At 55.0% G+C, this 20932-nt stretch carries 18 protein-coding genes and 1 pseudogene; 10 read left to right on the top strand and 9 right to left on the bottom strand.

The annotated features are described in order from the left end of the window. Nucleotides 1-53: 53 nt before the first annotated feature. On the bottom strand, nucleotides 54-1562 hold the full coding sequence (locus tag OSH03_RS08490; RefSeq protein ID WP_023312327.1) for an anion permease: 1509 nt from the start codon (nucleotides 1560-1562) through the stop codon (nucleotides 54-56). Nucleotides 1563-2171: 609 nt separating this feature from the next. Between OSH03_RS08490 and OSH03_RS08495 the strand changes: the two genes are divergently transcribed. Continuing rightward, nucleotides 2172-4952, top strand: coding sequence for a flavocytochrome c (locus OSH03_RS08495; protein WP_266178817.1), 2781 nt, complete (start codon nucleotides 2172-2174; stop codon nucleotides 4950-4952). Nucleotides 4953-5010: 58 nt separating this feature from the next. Next, entirely contained in the window at nucleotides 5011-5973 is a 963-nt protein-coding gene (locus OSH03_RS08500; protein WP_266178818.1) for an FAD:protein FMN transferase, read from the top strand. Here the strand turns inward: OSH03_RS08500 and dcuR are convergent. Both dcuR and OSH03_RS08510 read right to left on the bottom strand, forming a co-directional pair. Then, the gene (gene dcuR / locus OSH03_RS08505) at nucleotides 5954-6673 is read right to left on the bottom strand and encodes a two-component system response regulator DcuR (protein ID WP_151413384.1); all 720 of its coding nucleotides are present in this window, start codon (nucleotides 6671-6673) and stop codon (nucleotides 5954-5956) included. The two genes, OSH03_RS08500 and dcuR, sit on opposite strands and share 20 nt — an antisense overlap. Next, a complete protein-coding gene (locus OSH03_RS08510; protein WP_061097743.1) occupies nucleotides 6670-8286 on the bottom strand; it encodes a sensor histidine kinase in 1617 nt (538 codons plus the stop codon). Before OSH03_RS08510 ends, dcuR begins: the two co-directional genes overlap by 4 nt. A gap of 166 nt (nucleotides 8287-8452) precedes the next feature. On the opposite strand from OSH03_RS08510, the gene OSH03_RS08515 reads away from it, so the two are divergent. Next, entirely contained in the window at nucleotides 8453-9316 is an 864-nt protein-coding gene (locus tag OSH03_RS08515) for an N-acetylmuramic acid 6-phosphate etherase (RefSeq protein ID WP_266178819.1), read from the top strand. 56 nt (nucleotides 9317-9372) lie between these two features. On the opposite strand, the gene ompC is transcribed toward OSH03_RS08515, so the two are convergent. Continuing rightward, entirely contained in the window at nucleotides 9373-10536 is a 1164-nt protein-coding gene (gene ompC / locus OSH03_RS08520; protein ID WP_266178820.1) for a porin OmpC, read from the bottom strand. A gap of 285 nt (nucleotides 10537-10821) precedes the next feature. Between ompC and OSH03_RS08525 the strand changes: the two genes are divergently transcribed. The 3 genes from OSH03_RS08525 (at nucleotide 10822) to OSH03_RS08535 (ending at nucleotide 13472) form a co-directional block, all read left to right on the top strand. Next, on the top strand, nucleotides 10822-11523 hold the full coding sequence (locus OSH03_RS08525) for a phosphohydrolase (protein WP_266178925.1): 702 nt from the start codon (nucleotides 10822-10824) through the stop codon (nucleotides 11521-11523). A gap of 61 nt (nucleotides 11524-11584) precedes the next feature. After that, a complete protein-coding gene (locus tag OSH03_RS08530; RefSeq protein ID WP_338148597.1) occupies nucleotides 11585-13000 on the top strand; it encodes a DNA cytosine methyltransferase in 1416 nt (471 codons plus the stop codon). Beyond that, nucleotides 12981-13472: a very short patch repair endonuclease gene (locus OSH03_RS08535; protein WP_253542648.1), complete on the top strand. Its 492-nt coding sequence runs from the start codon at nucleotides 12981-12983 to the stop codon at nucleotides 13470-13472. The genes OSH03_RS08530 and OSH03_RS08535 overlap by 20 nt, the downstream gene beginning before the upstream one ends. Here the strand turns inward: OSH03_RS08535 and yedA are convergent. Then, a complete protein-coding gene (yedA, locus tag OSH03_RS08540; protein ID WP_253542645.1) occupies nucleotides 13444-14358 on the bottom strand; it encodes a drug/metabolite exporter YedA in 915 nt (304 codons plus the stop codon). The two genes, OSH03_RS08535 and yedA, sit on opposite strands and share 29 nt — an antisense overlap. A 174-nt stretch (nucleotides 14359-14532) precedes the next feature. Here yedA and OSH03_RS08545 point away from each other — a divergent pair, with 174 nt between their 5' ends. The 3 genes from OSH03_RS08545 (at nucleotide 14533) to dgcQ (ending at nucleotide 17482) form a co-directional block, all read left to right on the top strand. Then, nucleotides 14533-15447 (top strand): DUF808 domain-containing protein, encoded by a 915-nt coding sequence (locus OSH03_RS08545; protein ID WP_266178926.1) that lies wholly within the window; start codon nucleotides 14533-14535, stop codon nucleotides 15445-15447. A 78-nt stretch (nucleotides 15448-15525) separates the two neighbouring features. Further along, nucleotides 15526-15708: a YodC family protein gene (locus tag OSH03_RS08550; RefSeq protein WP_061097751.1), complete on the top strand. Its 183-nt coding sequence runs from the start codon at nucleotides 15526-15528 to the stop codon at nucleotides 15706-15708. 73 nt (nucleotides 15709-15781) lie between these two features. Further along, the gene (gene dgcQ, locus OSH03_RS08555; protein WP_266178822.1) at nucleotides 15782-17482 is read left to right on the top strand and encodes a cellulose biosynthesis regulator diguanylate cyclase DgcQ; all 1701 of its coding nucleotides are present in this window, start codon (nucleotides 15782-15784) and stop codon (nucleotides 17480-17482) included. Here the strand turns inward: dgcQ and OSH03_RS08560 are convergent. Together OSH03_RS08560 and yodD are read right to left on the bottom strand one after the other, a co-directional pair. Beyond that, a complete protein-coding gene (locus OSH03_RS08560; protein ID WP_266178823.1) occupies nucleotides 17467-18267 on the bottom strand; it encodes a mannosyl-3-phosphoglycerate phosphatase-related protein in 801 nt (266 codons plus the stop codon). The genes dgcQ and OSH03_RS08560 overlap by 16 nt on opposite strands. Nucleotides 18268-18568: 301 nt before the next feature. Next, nucleotides 18569-18796, bottom strand: a complete 228-nt coding sequence (yodD, locus tag OSH03_RS08565) for a YodD family peroxide/acid resistance protein (RefSeq protein WP_048959254.1) — start codon at nucleotides 18794-18796, stop codon at nucleotides 18569-18571. Between the two features lie 136 nt (nucleotides 18797-18932). Here yodD and dsrB point away from each other — a divergent pair, with 136 nt between their 5' ends. Beyond that, a complete protein-coding gene (gene dsrB / locus OSH03_RS08570) occupies nucleotides 18933-19121 on the top strand; it encodes a protein DsrB (protein ID WP_013097741.1) in 189 nt (62 codons plus the stop codon). A 102-nt stretch (nucleotides 19122-19223) separates the two neighbouring features. Here the strand turns inward: dsrB and rcsA are convergent, their stop codons facing one another. Both rcsA and fliR read right to left on the bottom strand, forming a co-directional pair. Next, entirely contained in the window at nucleotides 19224-19847 is a 624-nt protein-coding gene (gene rcsA, locus OSH03_RS08575; protein WP_013097740.1) for a transcriptional regulator RcsA, read from the bottom strand. A 287-nt stretch (nucleotides 19848-20134) separates the two neighbouring features. Beyond that, nucleotides 20135-20927 (bottom strand): annotated as a pseudogene (gene fliR / locus OSH03_RS08580) (flagellar biosynthetic protein FliR); the annotation flags it as partial. Nucleotides 20928-20932 lie beyond the last annotated feature (5 nt).

Consider the following 20932-nt stretch of genomic DNA (forward strand, 5'->3'; position numbering starts at 1 on the left):
AGTATTGCTCCACAAAAATAAAACCGCCGGAGGAAACGTCCGGCGGTCAGGAATCAGAACATCATGGACATCCACGGATAGCCAATCAGCAGCAGGGCCGCCAGGAAGATGGCACCGAAGATGGTGCCGAGGCGCCAGTAGTCTTTGGTTGGCAGGTAGCCGCTACCGTAGTAAATCGGGCTTGGGCCAGTACCGTACGGGGTGATAATCCCCATCACGCCCAGGGAAGTCACCATCAGCAGGACGAACACTTCCATATTCATGCCCGGAATGGTGGAGGCGATGGTCAGCATCGCTGGCAGCAGCGCGGTAGTGTGCGCGGTGGTGCTGGCAAACAGATAGTGCAGCAGGTAGAACGCCAGCAGCAGGACGATGGTCGCGACGCCCGGAGAGATACCGCTCATCAGCAAGCCGCCTTCTTTACCCAGCCAGCTGATAAAGCCGGTAGAGGAGAGGCCGTCCGCCAGCGCCACCAGGGTGGCAAACCAGACGAAGGTGTTCCACGCGGCTTTGTTGCCGGTAATATCGTTCCACTCCAGCACGCCGGTCCACAGCATCAGCCCGACGATGAGCAGGGCCGCCATTGCAGGCTCAATCCACGCGGCGGCGAAGATCCACATCAGCAGCGCGCAGCAGACGAAGACCAGCAGCAGAATTTCATTGCGGGACAGCTTGCCGAGTTTTTCCAGCTCGCGGGTTGCCCAGAGCGGCACTTCATTGTTCACCTTCACTTCTGGCGGGTAGAACCAGTAGGCCAGCAGCGGCATGGTCAGAATCAGCAGGATACCCAGCGGCAGGAATGCGAGGAACCAGGTGCCCCAGGAGATATCAATCCCTACGGTGCTTTTCACCAGCGCCAGCGCCAGCAGGTTCGGCGCAAGGGCGGAGAGGAACATTGAGCTGGTGATACAGGCCGCGGTGATTGCCACCCACATCAGGTATGAACCAATTTTGCGCGCGCTTGGGTCGTTGGGTTTTGAACCGTACAGCGGCGGCAGGTTAGCGATGATCGGGTAGATGGTCCCACCGCTGCGCGCGGTGTTGGACGGAGTGAACGGTGCCAGCAGCAGGTCTGCAAACGTAATGGCGTAACCGAGCGTCAGGCTGCGACGGCCGAGGTACTTCACCAGAATCAGCGCCAGACGGCGGCCGAAGCGGGTTTTGTCATAGCCTGCGGCGAACATAAAGGCACCGAAGATCAGCCAGACGGTGGAGTTACCAAACCCGCTCACCGCCCATTTAAAGGAGGCGCCCGCCAGCTTGAATTTCGGGTCAGCCAGCTGATCGGGGCTGAACAGCACCCACTGGCTGCACAGGGCAATGGCGACCACGCCGGTCAGGCCGATCACCGCGCCAGGCAGCGGTTCGAAGATCAAACCAACGATCACGCCGACAAAGATAGCGAAGTAGTGCCACGCGTAAGGCGGCAAGCCTTCAGGAACGGGAACAAACAGCAGCAGTACGGCGACGATGACGGGTAACGCCATCATCAGCAGTCGTTTTGCGTTTCCATTTGATGCCTGGTTCGCCACGGGGGGCGTTACAGCAGTTTTTGTATTCATAGTTTCACGTCTTAAGTTGTCAAAAATTCGATCGCACTGAAAAACAAAATTGCTTTCTTAAGTTTCTTTGCTTTTTTTAGTTATTAAAGGTGCTTTCTTGTATTTTCAGTAATAGCGATTTAACGCTTTTTTGCCTGCGTTAAATTAAAAAATGATGATGTTTTTATATTGCGCTTTTGAATACCATAACTATTGATCGAGATCAAAAAAACAGAATTGCAGCGTTATTTTTATGCTTTTATTAATAACCACTCTGGCGTATGTGGTTATTATCTTTTCTGCGGGTTTATTTTATCATTTTTGTAACAGGCTAAATTTTAAGTTCAAGTCATCTTATTGATTTGTTTTGAGCTTTTTGATTTTTGGTGAAATGGTTTTACCATTTTTTATTTAACGAATTTTAAAATATTGTGAATGCCTGAATGACAATCGCTAACACCAATGTATTATTAGTGTTATTGCAGGGATTAAATAGTTTTTTAACTAACGTAATAGCTTTAGAAACTAAAAAAATCATTATATTAATATCATGACATCGGCAAATAACGACGAAATAAAAAACCAATCCGATAACGAATTCTCAATTTTTAAAAGTTTGGAGTTTCTATTATGAGCACTAACGAACGCATTCTTAGCCCCTTCACATTACCGAATGGCACTGAACTGAAAAACCGTTTGTTAATGGCCCCGATGACAACCTGTACCGGCTACTATGACGGCACCGTCACCAGCGAGCTGGTGGAGTACTATCGGGCCCGTTCCGGCAGCATTGGTACCATCATCGTGGAGTGCTGCTTTGTCGACGATCTCGGTCTCGCCTTCCCGGGTGCGATCGGGATTGATAACGACGAGAAAATTGCCGGGCTGGCGAAAATCGCCGAGGCCATTAAGTCCAAAGGCTCTAAGGCGCTGCTGCAGATCTACCACGGCGGCCGCATGGTTGACCCGAAACTGATCGGTGGCCGTACTCCGGTGGGCCCAAGCGCCGTGGCCGCGCCGCGTGACGGTGCCGCGACGCCGGTTGCCCTGACCGCAGAAGAAGTGGAAGGCATGATCGGCAAGTTTGGTGAAGCCGTGCGCCGCGCCATCCAGGCCGGTTTCGACGGCGTGGAGATCCACGGGGCGAACACCTACCTGATTCAGCAGTTCTACTCCCCAAACTCAAACCAGCGCGACGACGAGTGGGGCGGCAGCCGCGACAACCGCGCGAAGTTCCCGCTGGCGGTGCTGGACATTACCCACAAAATGGTGCGCCAGTACGCCGATGACGCCTTCATCATCGGCTACCGCTTCTCCCCTGAAGAACTCGAAGTGCCGGGCATCCGCTTTGAGGACACCATGTACCTGCTGGAGAAACTGGCCGCGCGCGGCGTGGACTACCTGCACTTCTCCGTGGGCGCCACCCTGCGACCTTCCATTGTTGACACCCAGGACCCGACGCCGCTGATCGAAAAATACTGCGCGATGCGTTCTGAAACGCTGGCGCAGGTTCCGGTGATGGGCGTGGGCGGCGTGGTGAATGCGTCAGACGTGAATGAAGCGCTGGACCACGGTTACGACCTGATTGCCGTTGGCCGCGCCACCATTGCCTACCCGGACTGGACCGACCGCATCGCGGCGGGCGAAAGCCTTGAGCTGTTTATGGATAGCACCAGACGCGAGGAACTGAGCATTCCTGAACCGCTGTGGCGCTTCTCGCTGGTGGAAGCGATGATCCGCGACATGAGCATGGGCGAGTCCAAATTCAAACCCGGCACCTTTGTTGAGAAAGTGCAGGACGACGCTAACGAACTGGTGATTAACGTCAGCCTGGAAACCGACCGCATTGCGGACATCAAGCTCGCCTCCGGCCCGAGTGAAGACGTTGAGTTTGTCACCAGCTTTGAAGAGATCCGCACCCGCATTCTGGATGCTAATACCCCGCACGTGGATGCCATTACCGGCGCAACCAGCCAGAGCGAGGCGGTGAAAAAAGCGGTCTCTAAAGCGATGCTGAAATCCAGCAAGGCGCTGGCGGCGGAAGAGGGCGTTGACCCGAACGAAACCCGCAGCGTGGACGTGGTGGTGGTCGGCAGCGGCGGCGCCGGTCTGGCGGCGGCCATTCAGGCTCACGACGAAGGCGCAAGCGTGCTGATCGTCGAGAAAATGCCAACCATCGGTGGGAACACTATTAAAGCCTCTGCAGGGATGAACGCCGCAGAAACCCGCTTCCAGCGCGTGAAGGGCATTCAGGACAGCAAAGAGCTGTTCTATCAGGAAAGCCTGAAAGGCGGCGGCAACAAGAACGACCCGGAACTGCTGCGTCGCTTTGTCGAGAACGCGCCGGAAGCGATTGAGTGGCTGGCAGCGCGCGGCATCATGCTGAACGACATCACCACCACCGGTGGGATGAGCATTGACCGTACGCACCGTCCAAAAGACGGCTCGGCGGTGGGTGGCTACCTGATCAGCGGCCTGGTGCGTAACGTCAACAAGCGCAACATTGAAGTGATGCTGGATACCTCCGTCAGTGACATCATCTTCGAGAACGGTGAAGTGACCGGCGTGCGCCTGACCACTGAAGAGAACGAAACCGTCACCGTGGCAGTTAAAAGCGTGATCGTGGCAACCGGCGGCTTCAGCGCGAATAGCCAGATGGTGGTGAAATACCGCCCGGATCTGGAAGGGTTCGTCACGACCAACCATAAAGGGGCGACCGGCGGCGGTATCGCGCTGCTGGAACGTATTGGCGCAGGCACCGTGGATATGGGTGAAATTCAGATCCACCCAACCGTTGAGCAGAAAACCTCGTACCTGATTTCCGAATCCATTCGCGGCGGCGGGGCAATTCTGGTCAATCAGCAGGGCAACCGCTTCTACAACGAAATGTCGACCCGCGATAAAGTCTCGGCGTCAATCATCGCGCTGCCGGAAAAATACGCGTACATCGTCTTTGACGAGCACGTTCGTGCTAAAAACAAAGCCGCGGATGAGTACATCGCAAAAGGCTTCGTGACCAGCGCCAGCTCGCCGAAAGCCCTGGCGGAAGCGCTGGGTATGGATTATCACCAGTTCCTGGCAACGCTTGAGCGCTACAACGGCTTTGTGGAAAAACAGCACGACGATGATTTTGGCCGCACCACCGCGCTGCGTGCGCCCATCAACGAAGGGCCGTTCTACGCCATTCAGATTGCGCCGGGCGTGCACCACACCATGGGCGGCGTGACCATCAACACCGAAACCTGCGTGCTGGACAGCAACCACAACGTGCTGCCGGGGGCATTCGCGGCGGGTGAAGTGGTTGGCGGGATCCACGGCGGCAACCGTATCGGCGGTAACGCAGTGGCAGATATCATTATTTTTGGTACCCTTGCCGGACATCAGGCGGCGATGCGCTCAAAAAGAACGTAAGGCTCCTGTTTCCCCGGCGGCGCGGTGCCTGCCGGGGCTACATCTGAGGACTCATGCTATGCCTGATAGCCATCGCGTTTACAGCTACTCCGCCGTTCTGATGGGCTCGCCCATTCTCCTGAAGCTCTTCTCCCATGACGAAGCTCTCGCGTCCCGCGTTTTCCGCCTGATTAAACAGTACGAAGATCTCCTCACCGTTAACCGCGCGCATTCCCAGGTGATGGACATCAACCATGCGGCGGGCCAGCAACCGATTACCGTCAGCCGTCCGGTGTTTGATCTCATCCGCTGTGCCAAAGCGGCAAGCCTGATTAAAAACAGCGCCTTTAACCTGGCGATCGGCCCGCTGGTGAAGCGCTGGAAGATTGGCTTTCAGGGCGACAGCGTTCCGCCTGCTGATGATATTGCGTCCCTGCTGGCGATAACCCGGCCCGAGGATGTCATCCTTGATGAAGTGCAGAGCAGCGTGTTTCTGGCCAGAGCGGGGATGGAGATTGACCTGGGTGCCATCGCCAAAGGCTATATCGCCGACCGGGTGCGGGACTACCTGCGTAAAGAGGGCGCTGAGCTGGGGCTGATCAACCTCGGCGGAAACATCCAGACGTTAGGTTCGCCGGAAGGGGGCTGGAGCGTGGGGCTAAAAAAACCGTTCGCTGGTGACGCGCTGATCGGTGCGATGACGGTGGAGAACCTCTCCGTGGTGACCTCGGGAACGTACGAGCGCTACTTCGAGCAGAACGGCAAGCGCTATCACCACATTCTCGACCCGCGTACCGGGTACCCGCTGGACAACGAGCTGGAGAGCGTCACCATCATTTCAAAAGATTCCATTGACGGCGATATCTGGACCACGCTGATGTACGGCATGGGGGTAGAGAAGGGATGTGCCGCCCTGCGCGTGCGCCCCGATATTGAAGCTATCTTTGTGACCAAAACAAAAGAAGTGGTGTTCTCTTCAGCACACCACTTCCGTTTTACCCTTCTGGACGAGAGCTACCGCGTTACTGACAGTACTGTTTGAGCAGCCCGATCTGTTCCGGCTGTAAGCGGTAGCGATACACCGGGCGGCCTGTGGCACCGTAGTGAATGCTGGTGAACAGAATGTTGATCTGCGCAAGCCAAATCAGGTACTTACGGCAGGAGACGCGGGAGATATTGACTGCGTTAGCCAGATCGTCGGTGGAAAATTCCGTCTCCGGGTGGCCGTCAATCCACTGGCAAATCGTGCGCAGCGTTTGCGGCGTTAACCCCTTCGGCAATTTTTTACTGTCCGCCAGCTCCGGCGCGCCGCCGTGGATCAGCCGGTCGACGTCCGCCTGCTCGTAATACTGGTGCGAGCCCATCAGGCTGTGCTTTGCCTTCCAGCCGTTTAGCGCCTCTTCAAAGCGCGGGAACTGGAACGGCTTTATCAGATAATCCACCACGCCGTAGTGGATGGAGGTCTGGATCGTGGCGGCATCGGCGGCCGAGGAGATCATAATCACATCAATCGGACGGCCTGACGCGCGAATGTCGGGCAGCAGATCCAGCCCGTTATCCTGCTGCATATAGACGTCCAGCAGCACCAGATCAACAGGCTGGCTGGGGTTATTGATAATGGCCCTGGCCTGGCTGAGCGTGGAGGCGACGCCGCAGCAGCTAAAGCCTTCAACGCGGTTGACGTACAGACGGTTGAGGTCGGCCACCATGGCGTCATCATCGACAATTAATACATTTATCACGCGATATTCCTCTCGCTATCCCAGGGGATGTGAACAAAAAATTGGGTAAATACGCCAGGCTCAGACTCGACGGTAATATCGCCGCCCAGGTTCTGGATCTGCTGGCGAGCAAGGAACAGCCCAACGCCGCGGTTTTCACCTTTTGTTGAGAACCCCTTAGTAAAAATAGCCTCCAGCTGAGCGGGATCAATGCCGGGGCCATCGTCGCTGACTTCACAGCTGAGCCAGCCATTCTGATAATGCAGCAGCAGGCCAATCTCGCCTTCCGGCTGTCCTGCCATCGCGTCGAGCGCATTTTCGATTAGATTACCCAGCGCGGTAATCAGCACCGCAACCTGCTCTTCGCTGGCGGTATCCGGGATCAGGCATTCATCCGCCAGCGTCAGGGTAACGCCAGCCTCTTTCGCCCGGTTGATTTTGCCCAGCAGGAACCCGGCAACGACCGGGGACTTTACCTTGCTCTGGATCGTACCGATATCCGTCTGGTAGTTATGCGCCGTCTGGATGATGTACTCCTCCAGCTTGTCGTAGCGCTTCATATGCAGCAGGCCCAGAATCACATGCAGTTTATTCATAAACTCGTGCGTGTGGCTGCGCAGGGCGTCGACGTAGTTGACCATGCCATCAATACGCTGCATCAGCTGGCTGATTTCCGTTTTATCGCGGAAGGTGGCTATCGCACCGATGACACGCTCCTGGCTTTTGACGGGCACCATGTTGCACAATAGCAGCCGACCGTTACAGCTGATCTCCCGATCCTGAAGCGCGACGCCCGTCGTTGAAACCTCCCGCAGGCTGGCCAGAAGGGGAGCGCTGGCGTTTTCCGTCTGCTTGCCCGAGGGCAGGAGTAAAATTTCTCTGGCGGTGTGGTTAATCATCGTCACGCGGCCGTGAATATCGACGGCCAGTACCCCTTCGCGAAGCGACTGCAGCATTGCCTGGCGCTGTTCGAACAGGGCGGAGATTTCATAGGGTTCGAGCCCGAAAAGAATGCGCTTCAGCACCCGTACCAGACCCCAAATCGCCATCGAGCTCATAAAGATGCTGAACAAAATCGTCCAGAGCGCGTTAAGCCGCCCGCGGGCTATCTGGTCTTCCACCTTCTTCAGGGAGATGCCGACCACGACGACCCCGATCTGATCGTGCTGGCTGTCATAGACCGGCGTGAAAACGCGAAGCGCTTCGGCGAGGGCGCCGCGGTTAACCGAGACATTCTCTTTGCCTTCCAGCGCGGGCTCCAGATCGTTGCCGATGAAATGCAGGCCGATGAGCGCCTCGTTCGGGTGCGAGTAGCGAATCCCCCGCATGTCGGTCACCACGGTGAGCAGCAGATCGTTGCGTTGGGTGACGGCTTTGGCGATGGGCTGAATGATGTCGGCCTGCGGCGACTGCATCAGGCCGCGCTGGATCTCCGGGCTGTCGGCCAGCGTGCGGGCGATGCCCAGAGCGGTATCTTTTACATCATCGCGGGTCGCCCGGGTGATCTGCACGGAATAGAGCGCAAAAACCACCAGCAGCACAGAGGCGATAATCGCGGACACCATCAACGTGACCAGCGTGTACAGTTTCATGGGGCGCTTGCGCGTCAGAGGGAAAGGCTGCAGATCGCTCATCAACACTCCGCGATGATTAAGAAAGGGGGGTGATTATCGCTGATGATGGGCTTTTCTTAAAGCCATGTAAAAGCGTCGATTTGCTCTTCTTTTCGTGACCCCACTCGCAGGTCATCTATATAAAACACTTTATAGTGTGTGGGTACTCATAATAAGGAGGCTGTTTATGAGCATTACGCTTACCGGTTCAGTCAAGGAAAGACGGCACGCCAGCACGATGAATATAGATAGATTGTCCACGCTGGACATGCTGAAGGTTATCCACGAGGAAGATGCACGCATTTCTGCTGCTATAACACCCTGCTTAACGACAATCGCCCGCGTGGTGGATAACGCCGCCGCGGCGCTCAACCACGGTGGCCGTCTGGTCATCGTCGGGGCAGGACCGTCGGGCTGCACCGCACGGCAGGCTGCGGATGACTATGCGCCGGGTAAAACTCCGGTAATTGCCGTGACGGCAGAAGAGGGAGAAGGAAGCTACGAGCGCGGGGTCGCTGACCTGCAGGCCATTAAATTTGCTGAACACGATATGATGCTGGCGGTGACTGTCAGCGGAAAAACGCCGTGGGTTTGGGGAGCGATGCGGCATGCCTGGTCGCTGGGAGCGCCGGTTGCGGTCATCACCGGTGATGCGCAAAGTGAAGCGGCACAGCTGGCCAGCATGGTGATTGCCCCGGAACTGGGGGCTGATGTGGTTGCTGGTTATATCAATACCAAAGCGGGGATTGCGCAGAAGATGATCCTCTCGACGATCGCCACCGGGCTGGCCGTTCGTACCGGACGCGTTTACAGCAACCTGCGTGTGGATCTTGAGGCAAGCAACACTAAATGGGTCGAACGGCAAATCGCCATCGTGATGGAGGCGGGGGGATGCACCCGTGCGCAGGCAAAAGCCGCGCTGGAGAGCTGTAACCATCACTGTAAAACGGCGGTGCTGATGGTGCTGACCGGTCTGGATGCGTGGAAAGCCCATGAGCTGCTCGCGCAAAATAACGGGTTTATCCGCGTGGCGCTGCAGGAAGCGCCGTAAACTCGGCCTTGAAATGAAAAAAGCCCGCATCATGCGGGCTTTAGTGTTTATGGCGATTAGAACTGGTAGGTCATGCCCACGCCAACGATGTCATCGGTAGAGATGCCGTATGCGTCATACAGCGCTTCGTCCTGATCCAGCATGTTGATTTTGTAATCAACGTAGGTGGAGAAGTTTTTGTTGAAGCTGTAGGTCATGCCCAGGTCAATGTAGTTAACCAGGTCCTGATCGAAGCCCTGACCGTCGAGGTCTTTACCTTTTGAGTAAACCCAGGCCAGGGAAGGACGCATGCCGAAGTCGAACTGGTACTGTGCAACCGCTTCAAAGTTCTGGGTCTGGTTAGCGATACCGAAGTTACCGATTGGCGTCATGTTACGGGTTTCAGCGTACATCATCGCCAGGTAAACGTTGTTTGCATCGTATTTCGCGCCAACGGTCCAGGCTTCGGCTCTTTCGCCACCGGCATAACCGATGCCTTCAAGGCTTTTACCGTATGCCACCTGCTCGTTGGTGCGGTCAGAAGAAGAGTATGCTGCACCCAGGCTCAGGCCGGACAGATCGCCGGAGAAGTCATAGGTGGTAGACATGCCGAAGCCGTCGCCGTTCTGGAAGCGAACATCGTCATGGCCGTTTTTGGTGCCTTCCTGAACGTTAACAACATTGCCATATTGATCTTCGTGCGGACCACCTTCGTTATTACCCTGATACTGCAGCGCGAAGTTCAGACCTTCAACCAGACCGAAGAAATCGGCGTTGCGGTAGGTAGCCAGACCGTTAGCACGGCCGTTCATGAAGTTATCGGTCCAGGTGTAAGAATCACCGCCAAATACCGGCAGCATATCGGTCCAGGCTTCAACGTCATACACGACGCCGTAATTACGGCCGTAGTCAAATGAACCGTATTCGCCATATTTCAGGCCAGCGTATGCCAGACGGTTAAATGATTTATCACCAGCGCCTTCGGTATCGTTAGCGTAGGTTTTATATTCCCACTGACCATAACCGGTCAGCTCGGAAGTAATCTGCGTTTCGCCTTTGAAACCAATTTGTACATAGGTTTCATCGCCGTCGTCGCCAGGGTTGTCAGAGAAGGTATGACGCGCGTCTACTTTGCCGTACAGGTCAACTTTGTTGCCGTTTTTGTTGTACATTTCAGCCGCATGCGCTGCACCAGCCATTAAAAACGCGGGTACCAGAATTGCCAGAACTTTTCTTTTCATTATATATTCCCTTTAAAGATAATTTATATGAATAGATGTAATCACCCTCCGTAATTACGTGTTCGATACTATTCTATGGTTTGTTAGTTTGGTCCAAAAATAAATGTAATTAAATCAGTAAAAATATTACAGAATATTTCTATTCATCTCTTTATTTTTCATGTGAATTAATTATCTGAATATATTACGGGTAATTATTATTAAGTATTTCGCATTTCTATTTTTTAATTTATTTCATTTGGCTATGTTATAATTCAGGGCCCATTTTCGTAACAGGAAAGGATGATGGAACTCATACAGTGGCAGCAGCGCTTTGAATCCTGGCTTGATGAACATCACGCGACCGACGACACCGCGCACGATATTTCACACTTCCGTCGCGTCTGGATGACGGCGCAGAAAATCATGGTGCATCACCACGTCGACCCGCTGACGATCCTGACCGCCTGCTATTTTCACGACATCGTCAGCCTGCCGAAAAACCATCCTGAACGCAGCCAGTCGTCGCGCCTGGCTGCGCGCAGGACGCGGGAGATTCTTCACCGCGATTTCCCTGACTTCCCGCCCGATCGCTACGCCGCCGTGGAGCACGCCATCGAGGCGCACAGTTTCAGCGCCGGCCTGACGCCGCACACGATTGAGGCCAAAATTGTCCAGGATGCAGATCGTCTTGAGGCGCTGGGGGCGATTGGCCTGGCGCGCGTGTTTGCCGTGTCAGGAGCGCTGGGCGTACCGCTTTTTAACGCGGACGATCCGTTTGCCGACGCGCGCCCGCTTGATGACCGGGCGTTTGCGCTCGATCATTTTCAGACCAAGCTGCTGCGCTTGCCTGATACAATGCAAACCGACGTCGGGCGCAAGCTCGCACAGCACAACGCCGATTTTCTGATTCAGTTTATGGCGAAACTCAGTGCCGAATTACAGGGCGACTGCATCGGGCTGGATAGCCAGATTCAACACCGCTTACTTCGCAGTTTGCGAAAGTGAACTGTGGTAATCTGTTTTCAGTCTTTATTGCCCGGTTAAAAGAATGCAGGAAAATCGATCAGTGACAGAGCCCGCGCCTGAGCAGGCTGAGAAGTCAACGGCAACGGTGCAGGCATTACTGCGCCAGCTGCTGGATATTTATGACGCTAAAACGCTGGCAAACCAGCTGGTGGCGCACGGCGAGAGCCACTGGAGCCCGGCCATCCTTAAGCGACTGCTGACCAGCGATCGGGCAGGGCGTCGCCTGAGCGAAGGCGAGTTTCGTTATCTGCAAAATCTGCTTCCGCCGCCGCCTGCCGCGCACCCGAACTATGCCTTCCGCTTTATCGATCTGTTTGCCGGCATCGGTGGCATCCGGCACGGCTTTGAAGCTATCGGCGGTCAGTGCGTGTTTACCAGCGAGTGGAACAAACATGCGGTACGCACCTATAAAGCGAACTGGTACTGCGATCCGCATGAACATCATTTCAACGCCGATATCCGCGACGTTACCCTGAGCCATAAAAGCGGCGTCACGGATGAACAAGCCGCCGAGCACATTCGCCAGACGATTCCGGCACATGACGTGCTGCTGGCGGGCTTCCCGTGCCAGCCTTTCTCGCTGGCCGGCGTTTCCAAAAAGAATGCCCTCGGGCGTGCCCACGGTTTCGCCTGCGATACGCAGGGAACGCTGTTTTTTGACGTGGCCCGAATCATTGACGCCCGTCGCCCGGCCATATTCGTGCTGGAAAACGTCAAGAACTTAAAGAGCCATGACGGTGGAAAGACCTTCCGCATTATCATGCAAACGCTGGACGAGCTGGGCTATGACGTGGCCGATTCCGCGGACATGGGCGCGGATGACCCGAAAATCATCGACGGGAAACACTTCCTGCCCCAGCATCGCGAACGCATTGTGCTGGTCGGTTTCCGCCGCGACCTCAATCTGAAGGGGGATTTCACCCTGCGGGATATTCCCTCCTTATACCCCGAGCGTCGTCCAACCATTGCCGACCTGCTGGAGCCGGTGGTCGACGCGAAATTTATCCTTACGCCGATCCTGTGGAAATACCTCTACCGCTATGCCAAAAAGCATCAGGCCAAAGGCAACGGCTTCGGGTTTGGTATGGTGAACCCAAACGATCCGCACAGCGTGACCCGCACGTTGTCCGCTCGCTACTACAAAGACGGCGCGGAAATCCTTATCGACAGAGGCTGGGATAAAGCGCTGGGCGAGAAAGATTTCGACGATCCGCAAAACCAGCGTCACCGTCCGCGGCGTCTTACGCCGCGGGAGTGCGCCCGCCTGATGGGCTTTGAAACGCCGCAGGGCTACCGCTTCCGCATTCCGGTTTCAGACACCCAGGCTTATCGTCAGTTTGGTAACTCGGTGGTGGTGCCCGCGTTTGCGGCGGTGGCAAAACTGCTGGCTCCGCGCATCAAACAGGCGGTGGCGCTACGCCAGAGTGAGGCCGTCAATGACGGACGTTCACGATAAGGCCACGCGCAGCAAAAACATGCGTGCCATCGGCACGCGTGACACCGCGATTGAAAAGCGTCTGGCCGGGCTGCTGACGCAGGCGGGCTTCGACTTTCGCGTGCAGGATCCCGCGCTTGCGGGTCGCCCGGATTTCGTCATCGACGCGTATCGGTGCATTATCTTCACCCACGGCTGTTTCTGGCATCATCACGACTGCTACCTGTTTAAAGTCCCGGCGACGCGCACCGATTTCTGGCTGGAGAAGATTGGCAAGAACGTTGAGCGCGACGCCCGGGATCTCGCCACGCTTGTCGCGCAGGGCTGGAGAGTGCTGATCGTTTGGGAGTGTGCGCTAAGAGGACGGTTAAAGCTGAACGATGCCGATCTGAGCGAACGGCTGGAAGAGTGGATCTGCGGCGGCGGTGAAACCGCGCAGATCGACACCCAGGGAATTCACGCGCTTACGGTTTCTCCACCTCACAAGGCGTAACAACAGGCTTTGCCGGCAGCAAATATTTGCCTAAAGTCACCAGTACGACGGCAAAAACAATCACCCCTAAAGCTAACCACTCAACCGGAGAGAGCGTTTCACCGCCAAGCCCGGTGCCGAGCAGCACGGCCACGACCGGGTTGACGTAGGCATAGCTGGTGGCAACCGCCGGAGAGACGTTGCGGATCAGGAACATGTAGGCGTTGATGGCGATGAGAGAGCCAAACAGCGCCAGGTAGCCTACCGCCAGGAAGCCCGACAGCGGCGGCAGGGAAGTCAGCTTCTCTCCCGTCAGGGCTGAGGCCAGCAGCAGCACAATCCCAGCCGCAAGCATCTCTATTGCCCCCGCCATCATGCCGGTCGGCAGTTCGATACGCGAACCGTATACGGAACCAAACGCCCAGCTCATCGAGCCGATAAGGATAATCACAGCGCCCCACGGATTCCCGCTCAGGTTACCGCCGCTGTTGAGGAGAATAATGCCGGCAAGGCCGATGCCAATCCCCAGCCACTCCAGCTTGCGGGTGCGGATGCCGAAAAGACGGCTAAAGCAGAGGGTAAACAGCGGTACGGTAGCAACGACCACGGCGGCGATCCCAGACGGTACGTTCTGGTGCTCGGCAATGGTCACAAAGCCATTCCCGACCGCCAGCAGCAGCAGGCCGATCAGGGCGGCGTTCAGCATTGGGCGAAGCGGAGGAAGCTTATGCCCGCGCAGCAGCAGGAAGGCCAGCAGCAGCACGCCCGCCGAAAGGAAGCGAATGCCCGCCATCATCAGCGGCGGCCAGCTTTCCACGCCGATGCGAATGACAAAATAGGTTGAACCCCAGATGATATACAGCGAAAAAAGTGCCCCGATAAGCGGAAGCAGTTGCCGGAAACGCATAATCCCTCACGACGAAATAAAAAGGTCGCTGATAGTAAACGCGAAAACTATCGCGCTGGCGAGCCCTTTAATTGTGTAGATGATGTGAAATTTTTGTTGACGAAAGGTGCCTGTTTCCGCGATTGCGCTTTTGCTCCATACTATTCACTTAATTACCAAAAAAGAAGGATCACCATTTTGGCAGGAAGTAGCTTACTAACATTGCTGGATGATATTGCCACCCTACTGGATGATATTTCCGTGATGGGGAAACTGGCGGCGAAGAAAACCGCAGGGGTGCTGGGGGACGATCTCTCGCTTAACGCCCAACAGGTGAGCGGGGTACGGGCTAACCGCGAGCTGCCGGTGGTGTGGGGCGTGGCAAAAGGCTCGTTTCTGAATAAAGTGATCCTGGTGCCGCTGGCGCTGCTGATCAGCGCATTCATTCCCTGGGCCATCACGCCGCTGCTGATGATTGGCGGGGCATTTTTATGCTTCGAAGGGGTGGAGAAAGTTCTGCACTCCTTGAGCGCGCGCAAGCAGAAGGATACCCCGGAGGCGCGCCAGCAGCGCCTTGAAGCGCTGGCCGCGCAGGATCCGAAAGTCTTCGAGCGCGATAAAATCAAAGGCGCCATTCGCACCGACTTTATTCTGTCGGCAGAGATCGTTGCCATTACGCTGGGCATTGTCTCAGATGCGCCGCTGCTGAATCAGGTGATGGTCCTCTCCGGGATCGCCATTCTGGTTACGGTAGGCGTCTACGGCCTGGTCGGGCTGATCGTTAAGCTCGATGATATCGGCTACTGGCTGGAGGAGAAATCCAGCGCGGTGGCAAAAGGCATCGGCAAAAGCTTGCTGACGCTGGCGCCGTGGCTGATGAAGAGCCTGTCCGTGGTGGGCACCCTCGCGATGTTCCTCGTGGGCGGCGGTATTGTGGTCCACGGCATTGCTCCGCTGCACCATGCTATCGAACATTTCGCCTCGGCGCAGGGGGGCGTGGTGGCAGCGATTCTGCCGACGCTGCTTAATCTTGTGCTGGGCTTTATCGTTGGCGCTATCGTGGTGGCGGCGGTGAAACTGGTCGAAAAAATGCGCGGTACGGCGCACTAATTGTTACCTGTTGCGGTGTGCAAAAAGACCATTCCTCGTCTAAATTGAAACAGTTTCACCCTGATACAGGAGGCAGGTATGGTCTTTTTGGTCAGTGATGAAGTTAAGCCTAAGAAGGGCGGCCCGCGGATGATTGTCACCGGGTATTCCAGCGGAATGGTGGAGTGTCGGTGGCATGATGGCTATAGCATTAAGCGGGAAGCCTTTCGTGAAGATGAGCTTCAGCCCGGTGACGGACAGCGCAAGCACGATCAGGCTTAATCACATAACGCCCGGCTTTGCCGGGCGTTTTTACCTGAAGTACCGGGTGTAAGGCAGTAATCAGGGAGTGTGTGTGCAGCGCGATACCTTTGTTGTAAGACGATCTTTTCTGCAATGGCTGCATAAGCGTAGCAATCCGGGTTTGATTGTTAACCTCTGTTTTATCGTTGTTCTGGTGTTTTCCACTCTCCTGACCTGGCGTGAGGTGGTGGTCCTCGAAGAGGCGTATATCTCCAGCCAGCGCAACCATCTGGAAACCGTGGCCAGCTCGCTGGACAGGCAGCTGCAGTACAGCGTGGATAAAATGCTGTTATTTCGCCAGAGCATGCACGATGCGCTACAGACGCCGCTGGCCTTCAATGTTTTGCATGATGCGGTGTCGCGCTTTAACGCTCTCCGTATGCGTCCCACCTGGCAGCTTGTTGTTGATAAAAATCGCACGCTTCCGATTAACGGCGTCTCGGATGCGTTTGTCGAAAAAACCTCGCTTCTGAACCGGGATGCTGAACGCATCAGCAATGAAATTTCAGCCGCGCTTGAGGTGGGATACCTGCTCAGGCTGGCGACATCGAGCAGGCATAGCGAATCGCGGGTGATCTACGTTTCACGCGCCGGGTTTTATCTTTCGACGGACACGCTATCAGAGGCGACCAATATTATCCCCCGCTATTACCACCTGGTCACGCAGTCATGGTTTACCCAGCAGTCGGAACGTAACAATCGCTCCCGCGCGGTGCGCTGGTTTATCTCCACGCCGTCATCCTGGACCGGTGACGAGCGAACGATCACTGCCAGCGTCCCCATCTATTTCAATCGCTACTGGTATGGCGTGGTGGCGATGGATTTTTCGCTGAACACGATGCAACGCCTGCTGGCAGAGGCGACGGACGACCGGACGGAGGGGGAGTATCAGCTGTACGACTCCCGGCTCAATATGATTGCCTCCACTGAAAAGACTGATAAGCAGGTGAACCATTTCGATGAACGCGAAATCGCGCAGATTGCGCAGGCCATCGAGCACGATACTGGCGGTGGCATCCGCCTCGGCAGCCGGTTCATCAGCTGGCAGCGGCTCGATCACTTTGATGGCCTGGTTTTGCGTGTCCATACTCTGCAGGAAGGGGTACAGGGCGACTTCGGCAGCATCAGTATCGTGCTGGCATTGCTGTGGGCGCTCTTCACCGCGATGCTGCTGATTTCATGGCTGGTGATCCGCCGGATGGTCAGCAACATGTACACGCTGCAGCACTCGCTCAAATGGCAGGCCTGGCACGATCCGCTAACCCGCCTGAATAATCGCGGCGCGCTGTTCGAACGCGCGAAGTTGCTGGCGGAGAAGTGTCATCAACAGTCGCTGCCGTTCTCGGTTATTCAGTTAGATCTCGACCATTTTAAAAGCGTCAACGATCGATTCGGTCACCAGGCCGGTGATAAGATGCTTTCCCACTCGGCAGGGCTGATTGCCAGCGCGTTGCGTAAAAACGACGTGGCAGGACGCGTGGGCGGGGAAGAGTTTTGTATTGTCCTGCCGGGGCTCGGCCTCGAGGAGGCGAGAGGCGTGGCGGAGCGTATTCGCTGTCGAATCAACAGCAAGGAGATTCTGGTGAAGAAGAGCACGACCCTGCGCATCAGCGCGTCACTCGGCGTCAGCAGCGCGCAGGAAAGCCAAAACTACGATTTCGAACAGCTGCAGTCCGTCGCGGATGCCCGGTTATACAAAGCTAAGCAGGAAGGACGTAACCGGGTTGTCTGGCACGATCATGACAAAAAATGATCCAGCCCCTCCTGCCAGCCGAGCGGTCCCGCCTGCCGGGTGTGATAAACCCGGCTGGGGTTATCGTCCCGTAACGTGATACCCTGGCGGTTGATGCCTTTAATCACCACCGCGTAGTCCACGCTGTCCAGCAGCGGCGCGTCGTTAGGCCCGTCGCCGAGCCCCAGGGTGGTGGGTTCAATATTTTCCCGTTCACGGTACTGCGCGATCAGCCAGTTAGCCGCAACGTCCTTACCGCAGCCGGCATCGAGAATATGCCAGAAACGGGCTCCCTGCAGGCATTTCAGCCCGCGTTGCGCCAGCGCCGCTTCAAACCGGGCCATGGCTTCGTCGGAATCACGCCAGATGAGGGTGACGGACGCGTCGTGCTTGCGGGCAAGCGCCGCCCGATAGCGGGTCATCCCCGTCCATTCGCTAATGACGCGTTCGTCCACGTCGTCAAAGGTGGTGAATTTGAAGCCTGCCTGCAGGCGGATTTGCTCAATAAGCGGATGAATCTCCCGGTGCGTCATGCCGTTGACGTGGCGCTGACCCATTTCCCAGCGCACGTCAGGCTGAATCACCGCGCCGTTCTCAGCGATAAACGGTAACCCTTCCAGACCCAGATCCTGCTGAATATCCAGCATCTCTGCCGCGCTCTTGCTGCTGCAAAGGATCACCGGTACCTGATTATCCTGCAGTTTATCCAGCCACGGCATCGCGGGCTGCCACTCATAGGTATGAATATCCAGCAGCGATCCATCCAGATCGGAAAAAATCAGCAGGGGACTCCGGAGTGAAAGCATAGTAACTCCCGAAAACGAATAAGCCTTAATCTAAGAATAATCCTAAAAAATTATCCGAGTCTAAACCGGATTAAGGATAACCGATCCAGCCAAACCCGCATTCGGCGTATGTTGCTGCTCATAACCAAAACGATTATGTAAAAAATATTATATTCGCCGTAAGAATATATGCTTGTCATGCAAAATCGTTGGGGATAGTGTTGTTTGTACATCAGATTTCCTGGTGTAACGAATTTTCAAGTGCTTCTTGCATAAGCAAGTTTTGATCCCGGCCATCCCCATGACCGGGATTTTTTTCGTGCTAACGATTTGCTTCAGACACGCTAAAGTCGTGAATATCAAGCTCGAAGGCCTCCGCCAGCTCGCGGTAGGTGTGATAATCCCTCCCGTTAACAATGACGTGGTCCGAACCATCGTCCGTGCGGCGGACTTCTGACTCACTGATCTCATTGATGGCGGCCAGCAGGGCATCGACATCCACCTCGACCTCGCGTTTGATGGTGTCGCTGTACTCTTTATCGGTCTTCATTACGGGACTCCTCTTTCAACCTACAAACGTGTCCAAGGTTAAGTATAGCTTGTGCATAAAAACGCCATTCACGCCGTGCGGCGGTGTGTGTTTTTGCGTTTTGTTCTACACTGGCTCAAAACCAGAGGAGGAATGTATGAAGGTCAACGATCGGGTAACCGTTAAAACGGACGGTGGGCCGCGCCGCCCGGGGGTGGTGCTGGCAATTGAAGAGTTTAGTGAAGGCACAATGTACCTGGTCTCACTGGAAGACTACCCGCTCGGCATCTGGTTTTTTAACGAACTGGGGCATCCGGACGGCATTTTTGTTGAGAAAGCGGAGTAGTACGGCGTCGGGTGGCATTGCGCATGCCCGACAACGTCCGCAAAAGCAAAAATCTCTGGCCAGGCCAGAGATCAAAGGTAGGGTGCAAAGGGGTTTAAGCCTCTAACGCATGTTGACGAAAATCCCGTTCGTCACATTATCGGTCAGACGTACCACGTGATAGATCACTTGCTTATTATGCGTTTTAATTTTCCTTTTAATATTTCCTTTGTGTGACGAAACGGTTTTCGCTTTAATATTCATCTGGTCAGAGATCTGAATAGTTCCTTGTCCCGCCATCCACATTCGCAGCATACTTGATTCAGTCCTGCTTAATGAAAGGGTGGGTAAGTTAACCGCTCCTACATTTTTAACTTCTTTATTCAAATAATCACCCAAAATGTCATCCAGCGACTCGGGTTTAATCGACTTAGAACTAATCAATAAATTTTTACGGACCAACAAATACTCATCGAAATGGATATTCGCGATCGCCATAAAAACAATAAACAGGGTTTTTGGATGCTGATTAATGATTTGCTTAATGTGCTGACTGTTGGCTGGATCGTGAATGAAACAGTCCTCATTAATAAACACCACGCCTGGTTTGAGTTCGTCACAAGCGGCTGCGAGTTCTTCAACGGTGTGTGCATCGTTGATGTCTCTCTTTCTTACCCCTCTGCTTGCCAGGTACCCGGTTAACCCTAGCCGGGTGTAGCTGCATAAATCCATAATGATCGTTGACATGGCATACCCTCACTCAATGCGTAACGATAATTCACCATCTGCCTGAGAGCTCAAAACAGCCATACGGGATGGAAAAAAATAATAAACCTGTGAGCATGACAAAGACTTTCAGGCGGACTCACTATCCCGTAAAGTTACGTATAATTTGCCAGGAATCTTCTTAAAGTAAAGTAAATATTAAGTATTGTGAGATGGTTAGAAACATTTAAACCGCGTCAGATATATCCTGGAAGATGTTTTTCGCGTTTTATTTTAGGAATATCCTCAGAAAGACAATAGCGACCGTGAGGACTATTATTTACGAGGCAATTCGCTGACAATATCCGCTAACAGATTGAATATCTCGCCGAATAAATGTTCACAGAAGGGGGCGATAAGGGGCATCAGTAATGACATTAATAAAATTCCGACCGTCAACGTCAGCGGAAAACCAATCACAAACACCGAGAGCTGCGGTGCCATTCTGTTCAGTAAGCCTAATGCCAGGTTGACGGTGAGCAGCAGCGTGATGATCGGCAGAGCCAGCATCAGACCGTTGAGGAAGATCAGCCCCGCCGCGCGAGTAAGCGCGAGGAAGGCATTGCTGTTGACCGGGTTATCACCGACCGGCAGCGTATGGAAAGTATCCACCAGCATGGAGATGAGCCACAGATGACCGTTGAGCGACAGAAACAGCAGCATGGCGAGTAGATCGATGATGCGCGCCAGCACCGGCATGTTGAGGTGGCTGCCGGGATCGACAAACGTGGCGAACGATAGCCCCATCTGAAGGCCAATCAGCTCACCGGCCGTGCGCACGGCGGCGAAGGCGAGCTGCATGGTAAAGCCCACGGCGACGCCAATCATCACCTGCTGTAAAGCGACCCATATTGCGTTAGCCGAGAAGATGGGAATATTCACGGGCGGCAGGGAAGGGGCGACAATAATGGTGATGATAATGCCCAGCCCCACCTTAACGCGCTTGGGGATCGCTTTCTCGCTGAGAATGGGGGCGGTGGAGATCAGCGCCAGAATGCGCAGCATCGGCCAGAAATAGACGCCGAGCCACTGAACCCACTGGTCGCTGGTGAAGTGCAGCATCGTCA

It is taken from the genome of Enterobacter nematophilus, from assembly GCF_026344075.1.
Taxonomy (GTDB): Bacteria; Pseudomonadota; Gammaproteobacteria; order Enterobacterales; family Enterobacteriaceae; genus Enterobacter; species Enterobacter nematophilus.